Annotated in this window: 15 protein-coding genes and 1 tRNA gene; 15 read left to right on the forward strand and 1 reads right to left on the reverse strand. The window is 73.3% G+C overall.

Annotation, left to right across the window (positions count from 1 at the left end; translation table 11 throughout):
- The first annotated feature begins 203 nt into the window (after positions 1 to 203).
- The 14 genes from ACFYE3_RS13790 (at position 204) to ACFYE3_RS13855 (ending at position 11,764) form a co-directional block, all read left to right on the forward strand.
- A complete protein-coding gene (locus ACFYE3_RS13790; RefSeq protein ID WP_387610075.1) occupies positions 204 to 1,097 on the forward strand; it encodes a ParA family protein in 894 nt (297 codons plus the stop codon).
- Positions 1,097 to 1,993, forward strand: a complete 897-nt coding sequence (locus ACFYE3_RS13795) for a segregation and condensation protein A (protein WP_387610077.1) — start codon at positions 1,097 to 1,099, stop codon at positions 1,991 to 1,993. Before ACFYE3_RS13790 ends, ACFYE3_RS13795 begins: the two co-directional genes overlap by 1 nt.
- Entirely contained in the window at positions 1,990 to 2,604 is a 615-nt protein-coding gene (gene scpB / locus ACFYE3_RS13800) for an SMC-Scp complex subunit ScpB (protein ID WP_368811152.1), read from the forward strand. The genes ACFYE3_RS13795 and scpB overlap by 4 nt, the downstream gene beginning before the upstream one ends.
- A gap of 9 nt (positions 2,605 to 2,613) precedes the next feature.
- A complete protein-coding gene (locus ACFYE3_RS13805) occupies positions 2,614 to 3,717 on the forward strand; it encodes a pseudouridine synthase (protein WP_387610079.1) in 1,104 nt (367 codons plus the stop codon).
- Between the two features lie 9 nt (positions 3,718 to 3,726).
- The gene (locus ACFYE3_RS13810) at positions 3,727 to 4,851 is read left to right on the forward strand and encodes a prephenate dehydrogenase (RefSeq protein ID WP_387610080.1); all 1,125 of its coding nucleotides are present in this window, start codon (positions 3,727 to 3,729) and stop codon (positions 4,849 to 4,851) included.
- On the forward strand, positions 4,848 to 5,585 hold the full coding sequence (cmk, locus tag ACFYE3_RS13815) for a (d)CMP kinase (RefSeq protein ID WP_387610082.1): 738 nt from the start codon (positions 4,848 to 4,850) through the stop codon (positions 5,583 to 5,585). Before ACFYE3_RS13810 ends, cmk begins: the two co-directional genes overlap by 4 nt.
- 65 nt (positions 5,586 to 5,650) lie before the next feature.
- Positions 5,651 to 7,210, forward strand: a complete 1,560-nt coding sequence (der, locus tag ACFYE3_RS13820; protein WP_368821157.1) for a ribosome biogenesis GTPase Der — start codon at positions 5,651 to 5,653, stop codon at positions 7,208 to 7,210.
- 79 nt (positions 7,211 to 7,289) lie between these two features.
- Positions 7,290 to 7,363: transfer RNA gene (locus tag ACFYE3_RS13825), tRNA-Pro, on the forward strand.
- A gap of 220 nt (positions 7,364 to 7,583) precedes the next feature.
- The gene (locus ACFYE3_RS13830; RefSeq protein WP_387610084.1) at positions 7,584 to 8,582 is read left to right on the forward strand and encodes an adenosine deaminase; all 999 of its coding nucleotides are present in this window, start codon (positions 7,584 to 7,586) and stop codon (positions 8,580 to 8,582) included.
- Positions 8,583 to 8,677: 95 nt separating this feature from the next.
- The gene (gcvH, locus tag ACFYE3_RS13835; RefSeq protein WP_387610086.1) at positions 8,678 to 9,064 is read left to right on the forward strand and encodes a glycine cleavage system protein GcvH; all 387 of its coding nucleotides are present in this window, start codon (positions 8,678 to 8,680) and stop codon (positions 9,062 to 9,064) included.
- A 186-nt stretch (positions 9,065 to 9,250) separates the two neighbouring features.
- Positions 9,251 to 9,706: an FHA domain-containing protein gene (locus ACFYE3_RS13840; RefSeq protein WP_387610087.1), complete on the forward strand. Its 456-nt coding sequence runs from the start codon at positions 9,251 to 9,253 to the stop codon at positions 9,704 to 9,706.
- Between the two features lie 9 nt (positions 9,707 to 9,715).
- Positions 9,716 to 10,462 carry a transcriptional regulator FtsR gene (gene ftsR / locus ACFYE3_RS13845; protein ID WP_387610088.1) on the forward strand — a complete coding sequence of 249 codons (747 nt, stop codon included), beginning with the start codon at positions 9,716 to 9,718 and terminating at the stop codon, positions 10,460 to 10,462.
- A gap of 1 nt (position 10,463) precedes the next feature.
- Positions 10,464 to 10,988, forward strand: coding sequence for a bifunctional nuclease family protein (locus ACFYE3_RS13850; protein ID WP_387610089.1), 525 nt, complete (start codon positions 10,464 to 10,466; stop codon positions 10,986 to 10,988).
- A gap of 173 nt (positions 10,989 to 11,161) precedes the next feature.
- Positions 11,162 to 11,764 carry a MerR family transcriptional regulator gene (locus ACFYE3_RS13855; RefSeq protein WP_387610091.1) on the forward strand — a complete coding sequence of 201 codons (603 nt, stop codon included), beginning with the start codon at positions 11,162 to 11,164 and terminating at the stop codon, positions 11,762 to 11,764.
- 10 nt (positions 11,765 to 11,774) lie between these two features.
- Here the strand turns inward: ACFYE3_RS13855 and ACFYE3_RS13860 are convergent, their stop codons facing one another.
- Positions 11,775 to 12,563, reverse strand: coding sequence for a ParA family protein (locus tag ACFYE3_RS13860; protein WP_387610093.1), 789 nt, complete (start codon positions 12,561 to 12,563; stop codon positions 11,775 to 11,777).
- A 349-nt stretch (positions 12,564 to 12,912) separates the two neighbouring features.
- Here ACFYE3_RS13860 and ACFYE3_RS13865 point away from each other — a divergent pair, with 349 nt between their 5' ends.
- Positions 12,913 to 16,365, forward strand: a complete 3,453-nt coding sequence (locus ACFYE3_RS13865) for a pyruvate carboxylase (RefSeq protein WP_387610095.1) — start codon at positions 12,913 to 12,915, stop codon at positions 16,363 to 16,365.
- Positions 16,366 to 16,452: the final 87 nt, after the last annotated feature.

Here is a 16,452-nt window from a genome sequence, read left to right on the forward strand (position 1 = left end):
CCCCCAGGGGCGCGGCGGGCGCGGGCCGTTGCCGTCCTCCGGCTCCACCGCCGCCCGGGAATTCGGGGCGGCACGGCGGCGGCGGTACCCTGGAAGCTGATCGAGTCCAGGAAAACCCCAGGTCGGCCCGTCCGGCCCGGGCCGCCCCGTGCCCGGGGCCGGTCCGCCCGAGTGCGACCACGAACGAAAGAGCGGTGCCACGAGTGAGCCAGCAGAGCGACGAGAGGAACCCCGGCACGGGCGAGGCCGGGACGGGGACCGTCGGCCTGACCGGCCGTCCCGCCCGCGACTTCCCCGAGCCGCCCGAGCTCACCACCCACGGGCCCGCCCGGATCATCGCGATGGTCAACCAGAAGGGCGGGGTCGGCAAGACCACCTCGACCATCAACCTGGGTGCGGCGCTCGCCGAGCTGGGCCGCAAGGTCCTGCTGGTCGACTTCGACCCGCAGGGCGCCCTCTCCGCCGGCCTCGGCGCCAACCCCCACGAGCTGGAGCTGACGGTCTACAACGTCATGATGGACCGCTCCGTGGACGTGTGGGACGTGGTCCAGGAGACCGACGTGGAGGGCGTCGACCTGCTCCCCGCCAACATCGACCTCTCCGCGGCCGAGGTGCAGCTGGTCACCGAGGTGGCCCGCGAGCAGGTGCTGGCCAGTGCGCTGCGCAAGCTCGAGGAGCACTACGACGTCATCATCATCGACTGCCAGCCCTCACTGGGGCTGCTGACGGTCAACGCGCTGACCGCCGCACACGGGGTGGTCATCCCGCTCATCGCCGAGTTCTTCGCCCTGCGCGCCGTGGCGCTGCTCGTGGACTCCATCGAGAAGGTCCAGGACCGGCTCAACCCCCGCCTGCAGATCGACGGCGTGCTCGCCACGATGTTCGACTCCCGGACCCTGCACTCCCGCGAGGTCATGGCCCGGATCGTGGACGCGTTCGGCGACAAGGTCTTCGACACCGTCATCAAGCGCACCGTGAAGTTCCCGGACGCCACCGTGGCCGCCGAGCCCATCCTCTCCTTCGCCACGGCGCACCAGGGCGCCGAGTCCTACCGCCAGCTGGCGCGGGAGCTCATCTCGCGCGGCGGCGCGCCCTGATGCACCCCGAGGAGCCGCCGGTCCCCGAGGGGCCCGGCGGCTTCGCGGTGCGGCTGGAGGACTTCGCGGGGCCCTTCGAGGTCCTGCTCTCCCTGATCGCCAAGCACGAGCTGGACATCACCCGGATCGCCCTGGCCACGGTCACGGACGAGTTCCTCCAGTACGTGCGCGCCCTGCACGAGATCGGCTCGACCCGGGCGCTCGACGAGGCCAGCGAGTTCCTCGTGGTCGCCGCGACCCTCCTGGACCTCAAGGCCGCCCGGCTGCTGCCGCGCGGAGAGGTCGAGGACGAGGAGGACGTGGCCCTGCTCGAGGCGCGGGACCTGCTCTTCGCGCGGCTGCTGCAGTACAAGGCGTTCAAGGAGGTGGCCGTCCTGCTCGACGAGCGGATGCGGGCCGAGTCCACTCGACTGCCCCGGTCGGTGCCGCTGGACCCGGAGGTGGCCGCCGTGCTGCCCGAGCTCGACTGGCGGACCGCCCCCGAGCAGTTCGCCGAGATCGCCCGGTCCGTCTTCGCGCCCCGGCCCGAGGCGCCCGCGGAGGTCGGGGTGGACCACCTGCACGGGGGCGCCGTGACGATCCGGGACGAGGCCGAGGTCCTCGCCGGGCTGCTCGAGGACGGCGCCCCGCGCTCCTTCCGGGTGCTCGTCGCGGACGCCGGGTCCACGCTCGCGGTGGTCGTGCGGTTCCTGGCGCTGCTCGAGATGTACCGTGACGCCGTGCTCGAGCTCTCCCAGGAGCAGCCGCTGGGGGAGCTGACGGTCCGCTGGACCGGGGCGGGCACCGGGTGGACCGCCGACCGGCTGTCCGAGGACGCCGCCGGCGCCGAGGACGGGAGCCCGGTCCCGCACGGGGCCCCGGTCGAGGTCCCGGCCGCCGCGGGAGCGTCCGCGTGAGCCCCGCGGCGGAGGGCGGACCGGATCTCGAGGCGCTGCCCGGCGGTGTGCGGGCCGCCGTCGAGGCGATCCTGATGGTCGCCGACGAGCCCGTCAGCGAGTACGAGATCGCCGCCGTCCTGGTGGTCCCGGTCGCCTCCGTGCAACGGGTCCTCGACCGGCTCCGCGCGGAGTACGACGGCGTCGCCGCGGATCCGGGGTATGATGGGACGTTGGCGCCGCGCGGGTTCGAGCTGCGCAGCACCGGTGCCGGCTGGCGGATCCACTCGCGCAGCGAGTTCGCCCCCGTGGTCTCCGCGTTCGTCGCGGAGGGACAGACCGCCCGGTTGTCGCAGGCGGCCCTGGAGACCCTGGCCGTCGTGGCCTACCGCCAGCCCGTGAGCCGGGGACGCATCTCCGCGATCCGCGGGGTCAACGTCGACGGCGTCGTCCGCACGCTCGTGCAGCGAGGCCTGATCCGCGAGCTCGAGCGGGACGGCGAGTCCGGCGCCGTGCTCTACGGCACCACCACGTTCTTCCTGGAGAAGATGGGCATCGGCTCGCTCGACGAGCTCCCCGACATCGCCCCTCATCTGCCGGGCATCGACCAGATCGACCACTACGAGGACTGAGACACCACCATGGCCACTTCACGTTCATCATCCGGCCGCCCCGGGCCCGGCGGCCGCCGCACTCCCGGTTCCCAGGGCGGCCAGAAGCCCCGCACCGGCCAGGGCGGCACGTCGTTCCAGGGCGGGAAGGGCGCCTCCGGCCGCGGCCCCGCCAAGGGTGGTGCCGCCCAGGGCGGACCCGCCAAGGGCGGCACCGCGAAGGGCGGCGCCGCGAAGGGCGGCGCCAAGGGCGGGTCCTCGACAGGCACCGGCCAGGACCGCGGACCCCGCCCGTTCGCGTCCTCCGAGAAGAGCGCCCGGCGGATGCCCGCCACCCCGTACCGCCCCCCGCACCGGAAGCGGCGGCCCAAGAACCCGCCCGTGGACCGGCTCGACCAGCACGACCCGGACGGGGTGCGGCTGCAGAAGCTCATGGCCCAGGCCGGCGTGGCCTCGCGGCGCGTGTGCGAGGAGATGATCGAGGCCGGCCGCGTGCAGGTCAACGGGGAGACGATCACGGAGCTCGGCATCCGGGTGGACCCGGACACCGTCGAGATCCACGTCGACGGCGTCCGCGTGCAGCTCGACGAGAACCTCGTCTACTACGCCTTCAACAAGCCCGAGGGGGTGCTCTCCACCATGGAGGACCCCGAGGGCCGGCCGTGCGTGGCCGACTACCTGAACCAGCAGAAGAACGAGCGCGTCTTCCACGTGGGCCGCCTCGACGTCGAGACCGAGGGCCTGCTGCTGCTGACCAACGACGGCGAGCTGACCAACCGGCTCACCCACCCCTCCTACGAGGTCCCCAAGACCTACCTCGTGCAGGTCCGCGGCCCCATGGAGAAGGGCGTCGGCACGGCCATGAAGGCCGGCATCGAGCTCGAGGACGGCATCGCCTCCGTCGACTCCTTCCGGCTCGTGGACTCCACCCCCGGCCACCTGCTCGTGGAGGTCGTCCTGCACTCCGGGCGCAACCGCATCGTGCGCCGGCTCTTCGACGCCGTCGGCCACCCCGTCGAGAAGCTCGTGCGCACCGAGGTCGGTCCCATCCGGATCGGTGACCAGCGCCAGGGCACCATCCGCCGGCTCTCCAGGACCGAGGTCGGGCACCTCCTCGCCTCGGTGGGCATGTAGGGAGCAGCCGTGACGCAGACCCCCTCCGCGCCGCCGGCCCCCGCGGCGACCTCCGGGCCCGTGCTCGTGGTCGGCGCCGGCCTGCTCGGCGCCAGCATCGGGCTGGGCCTGCGCCACCTCGGCGTGGACGTCTGGCTGCAGGACTCCTCGCCCACCGCCGAGGCCGTGGCCCAGGACATCGGCGCCGGCCGCTCCTGCCGCGCGGCGGGGGAGGACCAGGTCCCTGAGCCGGCCCTCGTCGTCGTCGCCACCCCGCCCGACGTCACCGCGCAGACCGTGGCCGACGCGCTGGGACGCCACCCGGAGGCGGTCGTCCTCGACATCGCGTCCGTCAAGGAGGCCGTGCTGGAGGACGTGCGCGCCCTGGGCGGCGACCTCACCCGGTACGTGGGCACCCACCCCATGGCCGGACGGGAGCGGTCCGGTCCCGTGGCCGCCCGCGGCGAGCTGTTCACGTCCATGCCCTGGGTCGTGTGCGACTCGGGCGCCTCCGCGCCCGCGGCGCTCGCCGCGGCGAAGAACCTGGCCGTGGACCTCGGGGCGACCGTCACGTTCATGGACGCCCGCGAGCACGACGCGACCGTGGCCCTCATCTCCCACCTGCCGCAGGTGATGTCCTCCCTGTTGGCCTCCCGCCTGCAGGACACCCCGCTGCACCACCTGTCCCTCGCGGGCCAGGGGCTGCGGGACACCACGCGCATCGCCGCCTCCGACCCCGGCCTGTGGGTGCAGATCCTCTCGGCGAACGCCGCACCCGTGGTGGCGTCCCTGCACGGGGTGCGCGAGGACCTGGACCGGCTCATCGCGACTCTCGAGGCGCCCCGGGCGCCCGGCGCGCGGCTGGACATCGCCCAGCTCATGGCGGAGGGCAACGCCGGCCGGGCCCGCATCCCGGGCAAGCACGGCGGCGCGCCCCGGGCGTTCGCGACCCTGACCGTGCTCGTCGGGGACGTCCCCGGGCAGATCGCCCGGCTGCTCACCGAGATCGGGGAGATCGGCGTCAACCTCGAGGACCTGCGCCTCGAGCACTCCCCGGGCCAGCCCGTGGGCCTCGTCGAGGTCTCCGTGCTGCCCAACCGCCGCAAGGAACTCGTCGAGGCGCTCCAGGAGCGCGGATGGAAGGTCGTGCAGTGAACACCGGAACGAACACCGCCCGCAGCGCAGCGCCCGGGACCGGGGCGCCGGCGGACGCCGGACGCCAGCTGGTCGTCGCCATCGACGGACCCTCGGGCTCCGGCAAGTCCAGCGTGTCCAAGGAGGTGGCCCGCCGCTTCGGTCTCGCCTACCTGGACACGGGCGCCATGTACCGCGCCCTCACGTGGTGGTGCCTCGACCGCGGGGTGGACCTCTCCGACGGCGGCGCCGTGGTCGAGGCCGCCCGCGACTTCCCGCTCGCCCAGGGCACCGATCCCGACCGGGAGCTGGTGTTCGTGGGCGGGACCGACGTGGGCGTCGAGATCCGGGGCGCCCGGGTGACGGAGGCCGTCAGCGCCGTGGCCACGAACCCGGCGGCGCGGGCGGTGCTGGTGGCCCGCCAGCAGGAGCTCATCGCGGACAGCGGCCGGCGGATCGTGGCCGAGGGCCGGGACACCACCACCGTGGTGGCCCCGGACGCCGACGCCCGGATCCTGCTCACCGCCGACGAGCGGGCCCGGATGGCTCGCCGCGGCCTGCAGAACGGCGGCGTCGAGGACGCCGAGCAGCTCCGGGCCCGGGTCGTGGGCCGGGACGCGAAGGACGCCACGGTCGTGAACTTCACCCAGGCCGCCGACGGCGTCGTGACGATCGACTCCTCCGAGCTCACCGTGGAGCAGACCGTCCAGGCCGTCATCGACGTGGTCGTCCGCGCCGCGGGCCGCACCGCCTAGACCGTCCCCCCCCCCGACATTTTCCGCACCCCGACCGGCCGCACCCGGCCCAGCGAAGGACAGCCATGACCGGCAACCCCGAGAACCCCGCGCACGACACCGCCCACGACCCCTACGAGGCCGAGATCCTCGGCGGCACCACGGACGACGTCGCCCAGCGGCTCGCGGCCATCGACGACGACGAGGCCGAGCAGCGCGCGCAGGCGCTGCGGGCCGGGCTCGAGGACTACGAGCTCGATGAGGAGGACGCCGCGCTGCTCGCCGAGTGGGCGGAGGACGGCGACCAGGCACCGGTGCGCCGGCCCGCCCCGGTGCTCGCCATCGTGGGCCGCCCGAACGTCGGCAAGTCGACCCTCGTCAACCGCATCCTCGGCCGGCGCGAGGCCGTCGTGGAGGACACCCCGGGCGTGACCCGCGACCGCGTCTCCTACCGGGCCACCTGGAACGGGCGCAACTTCACGCTCGTGGACACCGGCGGGTGGGAGTACGACGCCAAGGGCATCAACGCCCGCGTCGCCGAGCAGGCCGAGATGGCCGTGGAGTTCGCCGACGCCGTGCTGCTCGTGCTCGACGCCACCGTGGGCGTCACGGCCGCGGACGAGGCCATCGTGAAGATGCTGCGCAAGGTCCGCAAGCCGGTGATCCTGGTCGCCAACAAGGTCGACTCCCCGCAGCTGGAGGTCGAGGCCACCTACCTGTGGTCCCTCGGCATGGGGGAGCCGCACCCGGTGTCCGCCCTGCACGGGCGCGGCGCCGCCGACGTCCTCGACGCGGTCACGGAGCTGCTGCCGGAGTTCTCCGCGGTGGCCGAGACCGAGCTGACCGGCGGCCCCCGCCGCGTGGCGCTCATCGGGCGCCCGAACGTGGGCAAGTCGTCGCTGCTCAACAAGCTGGCCGGGTCCGAGCGCGTCGTCGTGGACCCCCTGGCCGGGACCACCCGCGACCCCGTGGACGAGCTGATCGAACTGGGCGGCAAGCCGTGGCGCTTCATCGACACCGCCGGCATCCGCCGCCGCGTGCACATGGCCCAGGGCGCGGACTTCTACGCGTCCCTGCGCACCCAGGCGGCCCTCGAGCGCGCCGAGGTGGCCGTGGTGCTGCTCGCCGCGGACGAGGTGCTGTCCGAGCAGGACGTCCGCATCCTGCAGCTGGCCGTGGACTCCGGCCGCGCCCTCGTGCTCGCCTTCAACAAGTGGGACCTCATGGACGAGGACCGCCGCTACTACCTCGAGCGGGAGATCGACCGCGACCTCGCCCACGTGGCCTGGGCGCCGCGGGTGAACGTCTCGGCGAAGACCGGCTGGCACAAGGACAGGCTCGTCCCCGCCCTGGAGACCGCCCTGGCCTCGTGGGACACCCGCGTCCCCACCGGGCGGCTCAACGCGTTCCTCGGCGAGATCGTCGCGGCCCACCCGCACCCCGTGCGCGGCGGCAAGCAGCCCCGCATCCTCTTCGGCACCCAGGCCTCCTCCCGCCCGCCGCGCTTCGTGCTGTTCACCACGGGCTTCCTCGACCCCGGCTACCGACGGTTCATCACCCGCCGGCTCCGCGAGACCTTCGGTTTCGAGGGCACTCCCATCGAGGTGTCCATGCGCGTGCGGGAGAAGCGGAACCGGAAGCGCTGAGGCGCACGCCGAGATGAATTCCGCCGGAGCTTGCTGTAATGTGATGCGAGTGCTCGGGGCGGGAACGCACTGAGCACTTCGGGCTGTGGCGCAGCTTGGTAGCGCACTTGACTGGGGGTCAAGGGGTCGCAGGTTCAAATCCTGTCAGCCCGACGATTCGGGGCCGGTGGACCGCGGGAACGCGGACCACCGGCCTTCTCTCGTCCCTCCACCGTGCCGCCGGCCACTGTGCCTCTTCGGCGCCCGTGCGGCCTACCGCCGGGCCCGGGACGGCCCGGAGCGGGGGACGGGGCCCGATCCGCACCGCGGCGCATACACTGCACGGGACGTCGAATGCTCCGGTCCCGGGGCCGACCGCGAAGGAGCGCCGGAGTTGAACGACCTGCACACCCTGCCCAAGGCGGAGCTTCACCTGCACATCGAGGGCACCCTCGAGCCCGAGCTCGCCTTCGAGCTCGCCGCCAAGAACGGGGTGGCGCTGCCCTACGACTCCGTCGAGGAGCTGCGGCGGCAGTACGACTTCGAGGACCTGTCCTCGTTCCTCGCGCTCTACTACGCCACGATGGCGGTGCTGCGCGACGCCTCCGACTTCGAGAGGCTGACCCGGGCCTACCTCGAGCGGGCGGGCGCGCAGGGCCTGCGGCACGTCGACGTCTTCTTCGACCCCCAGGCGCACACCGTCCGGGGAGTGCCGCTCGGGACGGTGGTCGACGGCATCCGCGCCGCCCTCGACGCCGCCCGTGCCGAGCACGGCCTCACCAGCACGCTGCTGCTGTGCTTCCTGCGGGACCGGCCCGCCGCCGAGGCCGCCGAGCTCTTCGACTCCCTCGGGGACCAGCTGCCGCGGATCGACGGGATCGGCCTCGACTCGGCCGAGATCGGACACCCGCCGGCCCTCTTCGAGGAGGTCTACGCGCGGGCGCGGGCGGCCGGGCTGCACGTCGTCGCCCACGCGGGGGAGGAGGCGGGCCCCGAGTACGTGCGGGAGGCCCTGGACGTGCTGCGCGTGGAGCGGCTGGACCACGGGATCCAGTGCCTGCGCGACCCCGGGCTCGTGGACCGCCTCGTCGCGGAACGGGTGCCGCTCACCGTCTGCCCGCTGTCCAACGTGCGGCTGCGCGTGGTCGACACGCTCGCCGACCACCCCGTCCTGGACATGCTCGAGCAGGGACTGCTGGTCACGGTCAACTCGGACGACCCGGCCTACTTCGGCGGCTACGTGGGGGACGTCTTCCAGGGCCTGCGCGACGCGCTGGGCCTCACCGACGAGCAGGCGGCGGCCCTGGCCCGCAACTCCGTGGACGCGTCCTTCGCCGGGACGGAGCGCAAGCACTCCATCCACGCCGAGATCACCGCGTGGGAGGGGCGCTGAGCGCCCGACACCCGAAGGGCTCCGCATCCCCGGGGCCCCGGTGAGGTCTGTGCCATAATCATGCCGACCGCACCCGCCGGACCAGGAGTGATCCCATGAGCAACATCCCCGCCGACCTGTCCTACACGGCCGAGCACGAGTGGATCGCGGGCCCCGGCGCCGACGGCGCGGTGCGCATCGGGATCACCGACCACGCGCAGAGCGAGCTGGGCGACGTCGTGTTCGTCCAGCTGCCCGAGGTGGGGGAGAACGTCGAGGCGGGCGCCGCGGTGGGGGAGATCGAGTCCACCAAGTCGGTGAGCGACATCTTCGCCCCCGTCTCCGGCGAGATCACCGCGGTCAACGAGGCGCTCGAGGACGAGCCCGGGACCGTGAACACCGCCCCGTACGCGGAGGGCTGGCTGTTCGAGGTCCGCCCCGCCGGCGAGGACTACCGGTCCGGCCTGCTCGACGCCGAGGGGTACGCCGCCCAGCTCGACTGACCCGCGCAGGACCCCGACCGCGCGCCGGGACGTGTCCCGGCCGCCCCTCCGTGTCTCCACCACCCGGTACACTGAAGAGCAACCGGGTGGCTCCGGCCGGTTGCCCGGAAACCGCCGGGACAGGAGGTCGCGGGGTAGGGGTCCCACAGGATCCGTCCACCATCACGTCACCAGTCGAGGGAAGAGATGTTCAGAACCCAGCACGGCTCGAACGCACCCCAGGGGGAGCCGGAGACCACGTCGATCCAGATCGTGGCCGAGGTCCTCTCGCACGCAGCTTCCCACAAGCTCTCCCCCGAGGAGAGCTCCGCAGTATCCGCGCTCCCGCCGCGCAGCGCCCTGCTCGTCGCCCACGACAGCGGGGGCTCCGGGTCGCGCTTCCTCCTCGACCGGGACGAGGTGCCCGCCGGCCGCCACCCGTCCTCCGAGATCTTCCTGGACGACGTCACCGTCTCGCGCCGGCACGCCCGGTTCGTCCGGCGCGGCGACTCCTTCGAGATCATCGACTCCGGCTCCCTGAACGGCACCTACGTCAACGGCGACCGCGTGGACAGCGCGCAGCTCGACAACGGCGACGAGGTCCAGATCGGCAAGTTCCGATTCACGTTCTACCGTTCGCTGCGCTCGCAGTCGGACCAGTAGAAGGGAGCCATGACCGACCCCGCGGAGACCGATCCCCACCGGGACGACGTCCAGCACGAGCCCCGGGTGGGCATCAGCGCCGTGCTCAAGGAGCTCGGTGCCGACCACCCCGGCATCACCGCATCCAAGCTGCGCTTCCTGGAGGACAAGGGCCTGGTCCACCCCGCGCGCACCGCGTCGGGCTACCGCAAGTTCTCGCGCGCCGACGTGGACCGGCTGCGCCGGATCCTGGAGCTCCAGCGCGACCGCTACCTCCCGCTGAAGGTGATCCGGGAGCGGCTGGACGCCGACGAGGACGCCCGGGCCGACGACCCCCGCCGCACTGCGGAGGCCGCGGACCCCGTCACCGCCCCGCTGCCGGTCGTCAGCGCGCCGCGCACCTACAACCTGCGGGAGCTCGCCGCCCGCACCGGCGCCGGCGTCCCGCTCGTCCGCGAGCTCGTGAGCTACGGGCTGATCCGGGAGCAGAACGGGGCCTTCGACGACCACGCCCTCGCCATCACCCGGGCAGCCCTCGCCCTCACGGCCCACGGCCTGGAACCGCGCCACCTGCGCCCCTTCAAGGCCGCCGCGGACCGCGAGCTGGGCCTCGTGGAACGAGCCGTGGCGCCCCTGACCTCCCGCCGGGACGCCGCCTCGAGGGCCCGCGCCGTCGAGCGCGCCCAGGAGATCTCCGGGCTGTGCCTCACCATCCACACCTCGCTCGTGCGCTCGGAGATCGCCGCGCTCCAGGAGCGGGCCGCGGTGGAGGGCTGACATGGCCGTGCACCAGGTCCTGATGGAGATCGCGGGCGTGCGCATGGACGTGCCGTCGGCGCAGCCCGTCGTCGTGCTCCGCGAGGTCGAGGGCGGACGGCACCTGCCGATCTGGATCGGCACGAACGAGGCGACGTCCATCGTCTTCGCCGTCCAGGGGATCGAGCCGCCCCGGCCCCTGACGCACGACCTCGTGCTGTCGGTGGCCACCGCGTTCGGCCGCACGCTCACCCGGGTGCGGATCCACACGGTGGAGGAGGGCGTCTTCCACGCCGCGCTCGAGTTCTCGGACGGAACGGTCGTCGACTCCCGGGCCTCGGACGCCATCGCCCTGGCCGCACGCACCGACTGCCCCATCCTGTGCACCGAGACCGTCCTCGACGAGGCCGGCCTCGTGATGAGCGGGGACGGGGAGCTGCGGGAGCCGTCCCCCCGCGCGGAAGAGGGGGAGCAGCAGCTGCCCCCCGAGACGCAGGTCGAGCAGTTCCGCGACTTCCTCGACAACGTCGACCCCGAGGACTTCTGACTCGGCGCCGTCCGCCCGACACGGGACCCGGGCGGCTGATGGCTTTGACCCCGTCCCCGGGGAGGTCTACCGTCGAAGCAGTACTCGAGGTGTTCCCGGGGGGATCCGGACGTCTCTGCGAGACCACCCACTCCCGGCGCCGCGAGCACCGGGTCCACGAGCGAGGAGGCGGCGTGAGCGACCGCGAGCAGCCCGGCGGCACGGCGGGGACCGGCAGCCCTCCGGCTCAGGGCACCCAGGGCGTCCTCTTCGACGACTCCGTGATCCGGGACGAGTCCGTGGGCTACCGCGGCCCCACCGCGTGCAAGGCTGCGGGCATCACCTACCGGCAGCTCGACTACTGGGCGCGGACGGGTCTCGTGGAGCCCACCGTGCGCGGCGCCTCCGGGTCCGGCACGCAGCGCCTCTACAGCTTCCGCGACATCCTGGTCCTCAAGATCGTCAAGAGGCTCCTGGACACCGGCGTCTCCCTGCAGCAGATCCGCACCGCCGTGGGCGCACTGCGCGCCCAGGGCGTCGCGGACCTGGCGCAGCTCACGATGATGAGCGACGGCGCCAGCGTCTACGCGTGCACGTCCCCCCACGAGGTCATCGACCTGGTGCAGGGTGGGCAGGGCGTCTTCGGGATCGCCGTGGGCCGGGTCTGGCGCGAGGTCGAGGGAACCCTCGCGGCGCTCCCCGGTGAGCACACCGGAACGGACCGGGCCCCCGCTCAGGAGCCCCTGCCCGACGACGAGCTCTCCGCCCGCCGGGCCCGCCGGCAGAACGCGGGCTGATCCGGGCGGCTCAGGATGAGCCGTCGAGCAGGCCCTGCAGGATGGCCGTGTACCGCCCGGAGATGTCCCGTGCCTCTGCCCCCGGCCAGCGGTGGATCGGCCACGCCGCGCCCTGCGCCTGCTGCCAGACGGGGAGGTCCGGGATCACCGGGCTCACCAGCAGCGGGCCGAACAGCTCCTGCAGCTCGCCCAGACGGTGACGGTGCTCCACCGACGAGTGCTGGACCTTGTTGACCACCACGCCGGCCGCCGGCACGGCCCACGTGCGGCTCTGCTCGAACTGGGCGATCGCCGTCATCGTGCGCTTGGTCCCCGCCACCGAGAACAGCGAGGGCTCCGCCACCGAGAGCACCTTGTCGCTGGCGGCCCACGCGGTGCGGGTCAGGGCGCTCAGCGTGGGCGGGCAGTCGACCAGCACCAGGTCGTACTCCTTGGCGTCGGAGAGCGCCCGCTCCAGCCGGCCGAGATCCTTGTCCCGGTACTCGGAGCGGTCGAGGTGGGACGAGCGGGCCGAGCCCGGGGCGACGTCGAGGGCCCTGCTGTCCAGGCCGTCGCGCACCGCCCAGGCCGAGCCCACGACCACGCGCTCGAGGGACCCTCGACGAGGCCTGCGCAGCACCCCTCCGATGTCGTGACCGCGCTCGGGGTGCACACCGAGCCCGGTCGTGGCGTCGGCGTGCGGGTCGAGATCGACCACCAGCGTGGGCACGCCCGCCTGCAGGGCGGCCGAGGCGATCCCCAGGGTCACGGAGGACTTGCCGACACCGCCCTTGAGGCTGCTGACGCTGACGATCTGCACGGAGGGGACACCCTTCGCTCGCGGGGAAACGGGAGGAACGGCTCCTCGGGTCCGGGATCGGGGGCCGCGGCGAGGAGACGGCTGCGCCCATCGTAGCCGGGTGCGCGCGCTCCGTCCCGGTGCGGCGCGGGCCCACCCGCGGGCCATCCGCCGTCCTCCGCCCCGCCGGTGCGCGCCGACCACGGCGACGCTCTGTGACGGCAGTCACAGTGTGCCCCGGGGCGGCGTGGTTCACTGGTCAGGAACGCCCGCGGACGGCCATGCCGACCGCGTGCGCGACGTTGCACGACCTTCGACGAATCAGTGCCCGGGTGTCCGCCGGACGGCCCCGGGTGCGGAACGGGTGTTGATGTTCTCCAAGATCCTGGTGGCCAATCGCGGCGAGATCGCGATCCGTGCTTTCCGTGCCGCGTACGAGCTCGGGGCCAAGACGGTGGCGGTGTTCCCTTACGAGGACCGCAACTCGATCCACCGGCAGAAGGCCGACGAGGCGTACCGGATCGGCGAGGAGGGCCACCCCGTCCGGGCGTACCTGGACGTGGCGGAGATCATCCGGGTGGCCAAGGAGTCCGGGGCGGACGCGATCTACCCGGGCTACGGGTTCCTGTCGGAGAACCCGGACCTGGCCCGTGCGGCGGCGGCGGAGGGCATCACGTTCGTGGGTCCGGCGGCGGGCATCCTGGAACTGGCCGGCAACAAGGTCGCAGCCCTCAAAGCGGCGAAGCGGGCAGGGATCCCGACGCTGGCCTCGACGGAGCCCTCCGCGGACCCCGAGGAGCTGCTGGAGCAGGCCGCGGGCATCGGGTTCCCCATCTTCGTCAAGGCGGTGGCCGGCGGCGGGGGCCGCGGGATGCGGCGGGTGGAGACGCCGGAGGCGCTGCCCGAGGCGCTGGCCGCGGCGATGCGCGAGGCGGACACGGCCTTCGGGGACCCCACCGTGTTCCTGGAGCAGGCGGTGCTGCGGCCCCGCCACATCGAGGTGCAGATCCTCGCCGACAACGAGGGCGGGATGGTGCACCTGTTCGAGCGCGACTGCTCCCTGCAGCGCCGGCACCAGAAGGTCGTGGAGATCGCCCCGGCCCCGAACCTCGACGAGGGGATCCGCCAGGCCCTGCACCGGGACGCGGTGAAGTTCGCGAAGGAGCTCGGCTACGTCAACGCGGGCACCGTGGAGTTCCTGGTGGACACCGCCGGGGAGCGGGCCGGGCAGCACGTGTTCATCGAGATGAACCCGCGCATCCAGGTCGAGCACACCGTGACCGAGGAGATCACCGACGTCGATCTCGTCCAGTCCCAGCTGCGCATCGCGGCCGGGGAGACCCTGACTGACCTGGGCATCGCCCAGGACGAGCTCACCGTGCGCGGGGCGGCCCTGCAGTGCCGGATCACCACGGAGGACCCGGCCAACGGGTTCCGCCCCGACGTCGGGAAGATCTCCGCCTACCGCTCCGCCGGTGGGGCCGGGGTCCGCCTGGACGGGGGCACCGTCTACGCGGGGGCCGAGATCTCCCCGCACTTCGACTCGATGCTGGTGAAGCTCACCTGCCGGGGACGGGACTACGCCACCGCGGTGCACCGGTCCCAGCGCGCCCTCGCCGAGTTCCGCATCCGCGGAGTGGCCACCAACATCCAGTTCCTCCAGGCGGTGCTGGCCGACCCGGAGTTCCTCGCCGGCAACGTGGCCACCGACTTCATCGAGCGCCGCCCCGAGCTGCTCGAGGCCCGCACCTCGGGGGACCGGGCGACGAAGGCGCTGACCTGGCTGGCCGAGGTCACGGTGAACCAGCCCAACGGGGAGCGGGTGGAGGGCATCGACCCGCGCACCAAGCTGCCCCACTACCCGGGGGACAAGCAGGACGAGCCGTTCCGCTCGCCCTTCGACGGGCCCTCCGAGCACACCCCGCCGGACGGGTGGCGGCAGCGGCTGCGGGACCTGGGGCCCGAGGGCTTCGCCAGGGCCCTGCGCGAGCAGGAGGCCGTGGCCGTGACCTCCACGACGTTCCGCGACGCCCACCAGTCCCTGCTGGCCACCCGGGTGCGGACCCGGGACCTGCTCGCCGCCGCCCCGGCCTACGCCCACACCCTGCCGCAGCTGCTGTCCGTGGAGGCCTGGGGCGGGGCCACCTACGACGTCGCGCTGCGGTTCCTCGGGGAGGACCCGTGGGAGCGGCTGCGGCTGCTGCGGGAGGCGATGCCGAACATCCCGATCCAGATGCTGCTGCGCGGGCGCAACACCGTCGGCTACACCCCGTACCCCACCGAGGTGACGGACGCGTTCGTGGCCGAGGCCGCGGCGACCGGGGTGGACATCTTCCGGATCTTCGACGCCCTCAACGACGTCGAGCAGATGCGCCCGGCCGTCGAAGCCGTCCGCAGGACGGGCACCGCGGTCGCGGAGGTCGCCCTGTGCTACACCGGTGACCTGCTGGACCCGGCCGAGGACCTCTACACCCTGGACTACTACCTGGACCTCGCCCAGCAGTGCGTCGACGCCGGCGCCCACGTGCTGGCGATCAAGGACATGGCCGGGCTGCTGCGCCCGGCGGCCGCGGCGAAACTGGTGACCGCCCTGCGGGAGCGCTTCGACCTGCCCGTGCACCTGCACACCCACGACACCGCCGGCGGCCAGCTCGCCACGCTGATGGCCGCCATCGGCGCCGGGGTGGACGCGGTGGACGTCGCCGAGGCCTCGATGGCCGGGACCACCTCCCAGGTGCCCGCCTCCGCGCTGATCGCCGCTCTGGCCCACACCGACCGCGACACGGGCATCCCGCTGGAGGCCGCGACCGCCCTGGAGCCCTACTGGGAGGTCATCCGCCGGATGTACGCCCCCTTCGAGTCCGGGCTCACCGCCCCGACCGGGCGCGTCTACCGGCACGAGATCCCGGGCGGTCAGCTGTCCAACCTGCGCCAGCAGGCCATCGCGCTGGGGCTGGGGGAACGGTTCGAGGCGATCGAGGACATGTACACCGCCGCCAACGCCATGCTGGGCCGGCTGGTGAAGGTCACCCCCTCCTCGAAGGTCGTGGGCGACCTCGCCCTGCAGCTCGTGGGGATGGGGGTGGACCCGGGCGAGTTCGAGGCGAACCCGCAGAAGTTCGACATCCCGGACTCGGTGATCAGCTTCCTCGCCGGGGAGCTCGGCACGCCCCCCGGCGGCTGGCCCGAACCGTTCCGCTCCAGGGCGCTCGAGGGACGCACCGTCAAGGTCGGGGTCACCGAGCTGGCCCCGGAGGACTCGAAGGCCCTGGCCGGGGACTCGGCGACCCGGCGGGCGACCCTGAACCGGCTGCTCTTCGCCGGCCCCACCCGGGACTACGAGGCCAGCCGGGCGAAGTACGGGGAGCTGGCGCTGCTGCACACCCGGGACTTCCTCTACGGGCTGACCTCCGAGCACGAGCACGTGATCTCCCTCGGCAAGGGGGTGCGGCTGCTGGTCACCCTGCAGGCCATCTCGGAGCCGGACGACAAGGGCATGCGCAGCGTGATGGTCACCCTCAACGGCCAGCCCCGCACGATCGAGGTCCGCGACACCTCGATCGCCTCCTCGGTGCCCGAGACCGAAAAGGCCGACCCGTCCGACCCGGGCCACGTGGCCGCCCCGTTCGCGGGGGCGGTGACCGTGACCGTGGCGGAGGGCGACACCGTGGAGGCCGGGGGACAGGTGGCCACCATCGAGGCCATGAAGATGGAGGCCTCCATCACCGCCCCCACCGGCGGGACCGTCCAGCGGGTGGCCCTCAAGGGCGTCACCCAGGTCTCCGGCGGCGACCTCCTCCTGGCGCTCGGCACGGCGGGCTGACCCGGCACCGCCTCCGCCGGCACCGCGGTCCCCGGGAGGGCCGCGGCGCCGGCGGTGGCCGACCCGGAGCGGGAGCACCCGCGCATA

This window comes from Kocuria arenosa (genome assembly GCF_042879215.1).
GTDB lineage: Bacteria > Actinomycetota > Actinomycetes > Actinomycetales > Micrococcaceae > Kocuria > Kocuria arenosa.

Coding starts and splice junctions, on each gene's coding strand:
- ACFYE3_RS13795 (WP_387610077.1), top strand. CDS start 1,097: ATGCACCCCGAGGAGCCGCCGGTCCCCGAGGGGCCCGGCGGCTTCGCG.
- ACFYE3_RS13805 (WP_387610079.1), top strand. CDS start 2,614: ATGGCCACTTCACGTTCATCATCCGGCCGCCCCGGGCCCGGCGGCCGC.
- der (WP_368821157.1), top strand. CDS start 5,651: ATGACCGGCAACCCCGAGAACCCCGCGCACGACACCGCCCACGACCCC.
- gcvH (WP_387610086.1), top strand. CDS start 8,678: ATGAGCAACATCCCCGCCGACCTGTCCTACACGGCCGAGCACGAGTGG.
- ACFYE3_RS13840 (WP_387610087.1), top strand. CDS start 9,251: ATGTTCAGAACCCAGCACGGCTCGAACGCACCCCAGGGGGAGCCGGAG.
- ftsR (WP_387610088.1), top strand. CDS start 9,716: ATGACCGACCCCGCGGAGACCGATCCCCACCGGGACGACGTCCAGCAC.
- ACFYE3_RS13850 (WP_387610089.1), top strand. CDS start 10,464: ATGGCCGTGCACCAGGTCCTGATGGAGATCGCGGGCGTGCGCATGGAC.
- ACFYE3_RS13865 (WP_387610095.1), top strand. CDS start 12,913: ATGTTCTCCAAGATCCTGGTGGCCAATCGCGGCGAGATCGCGATCCGT.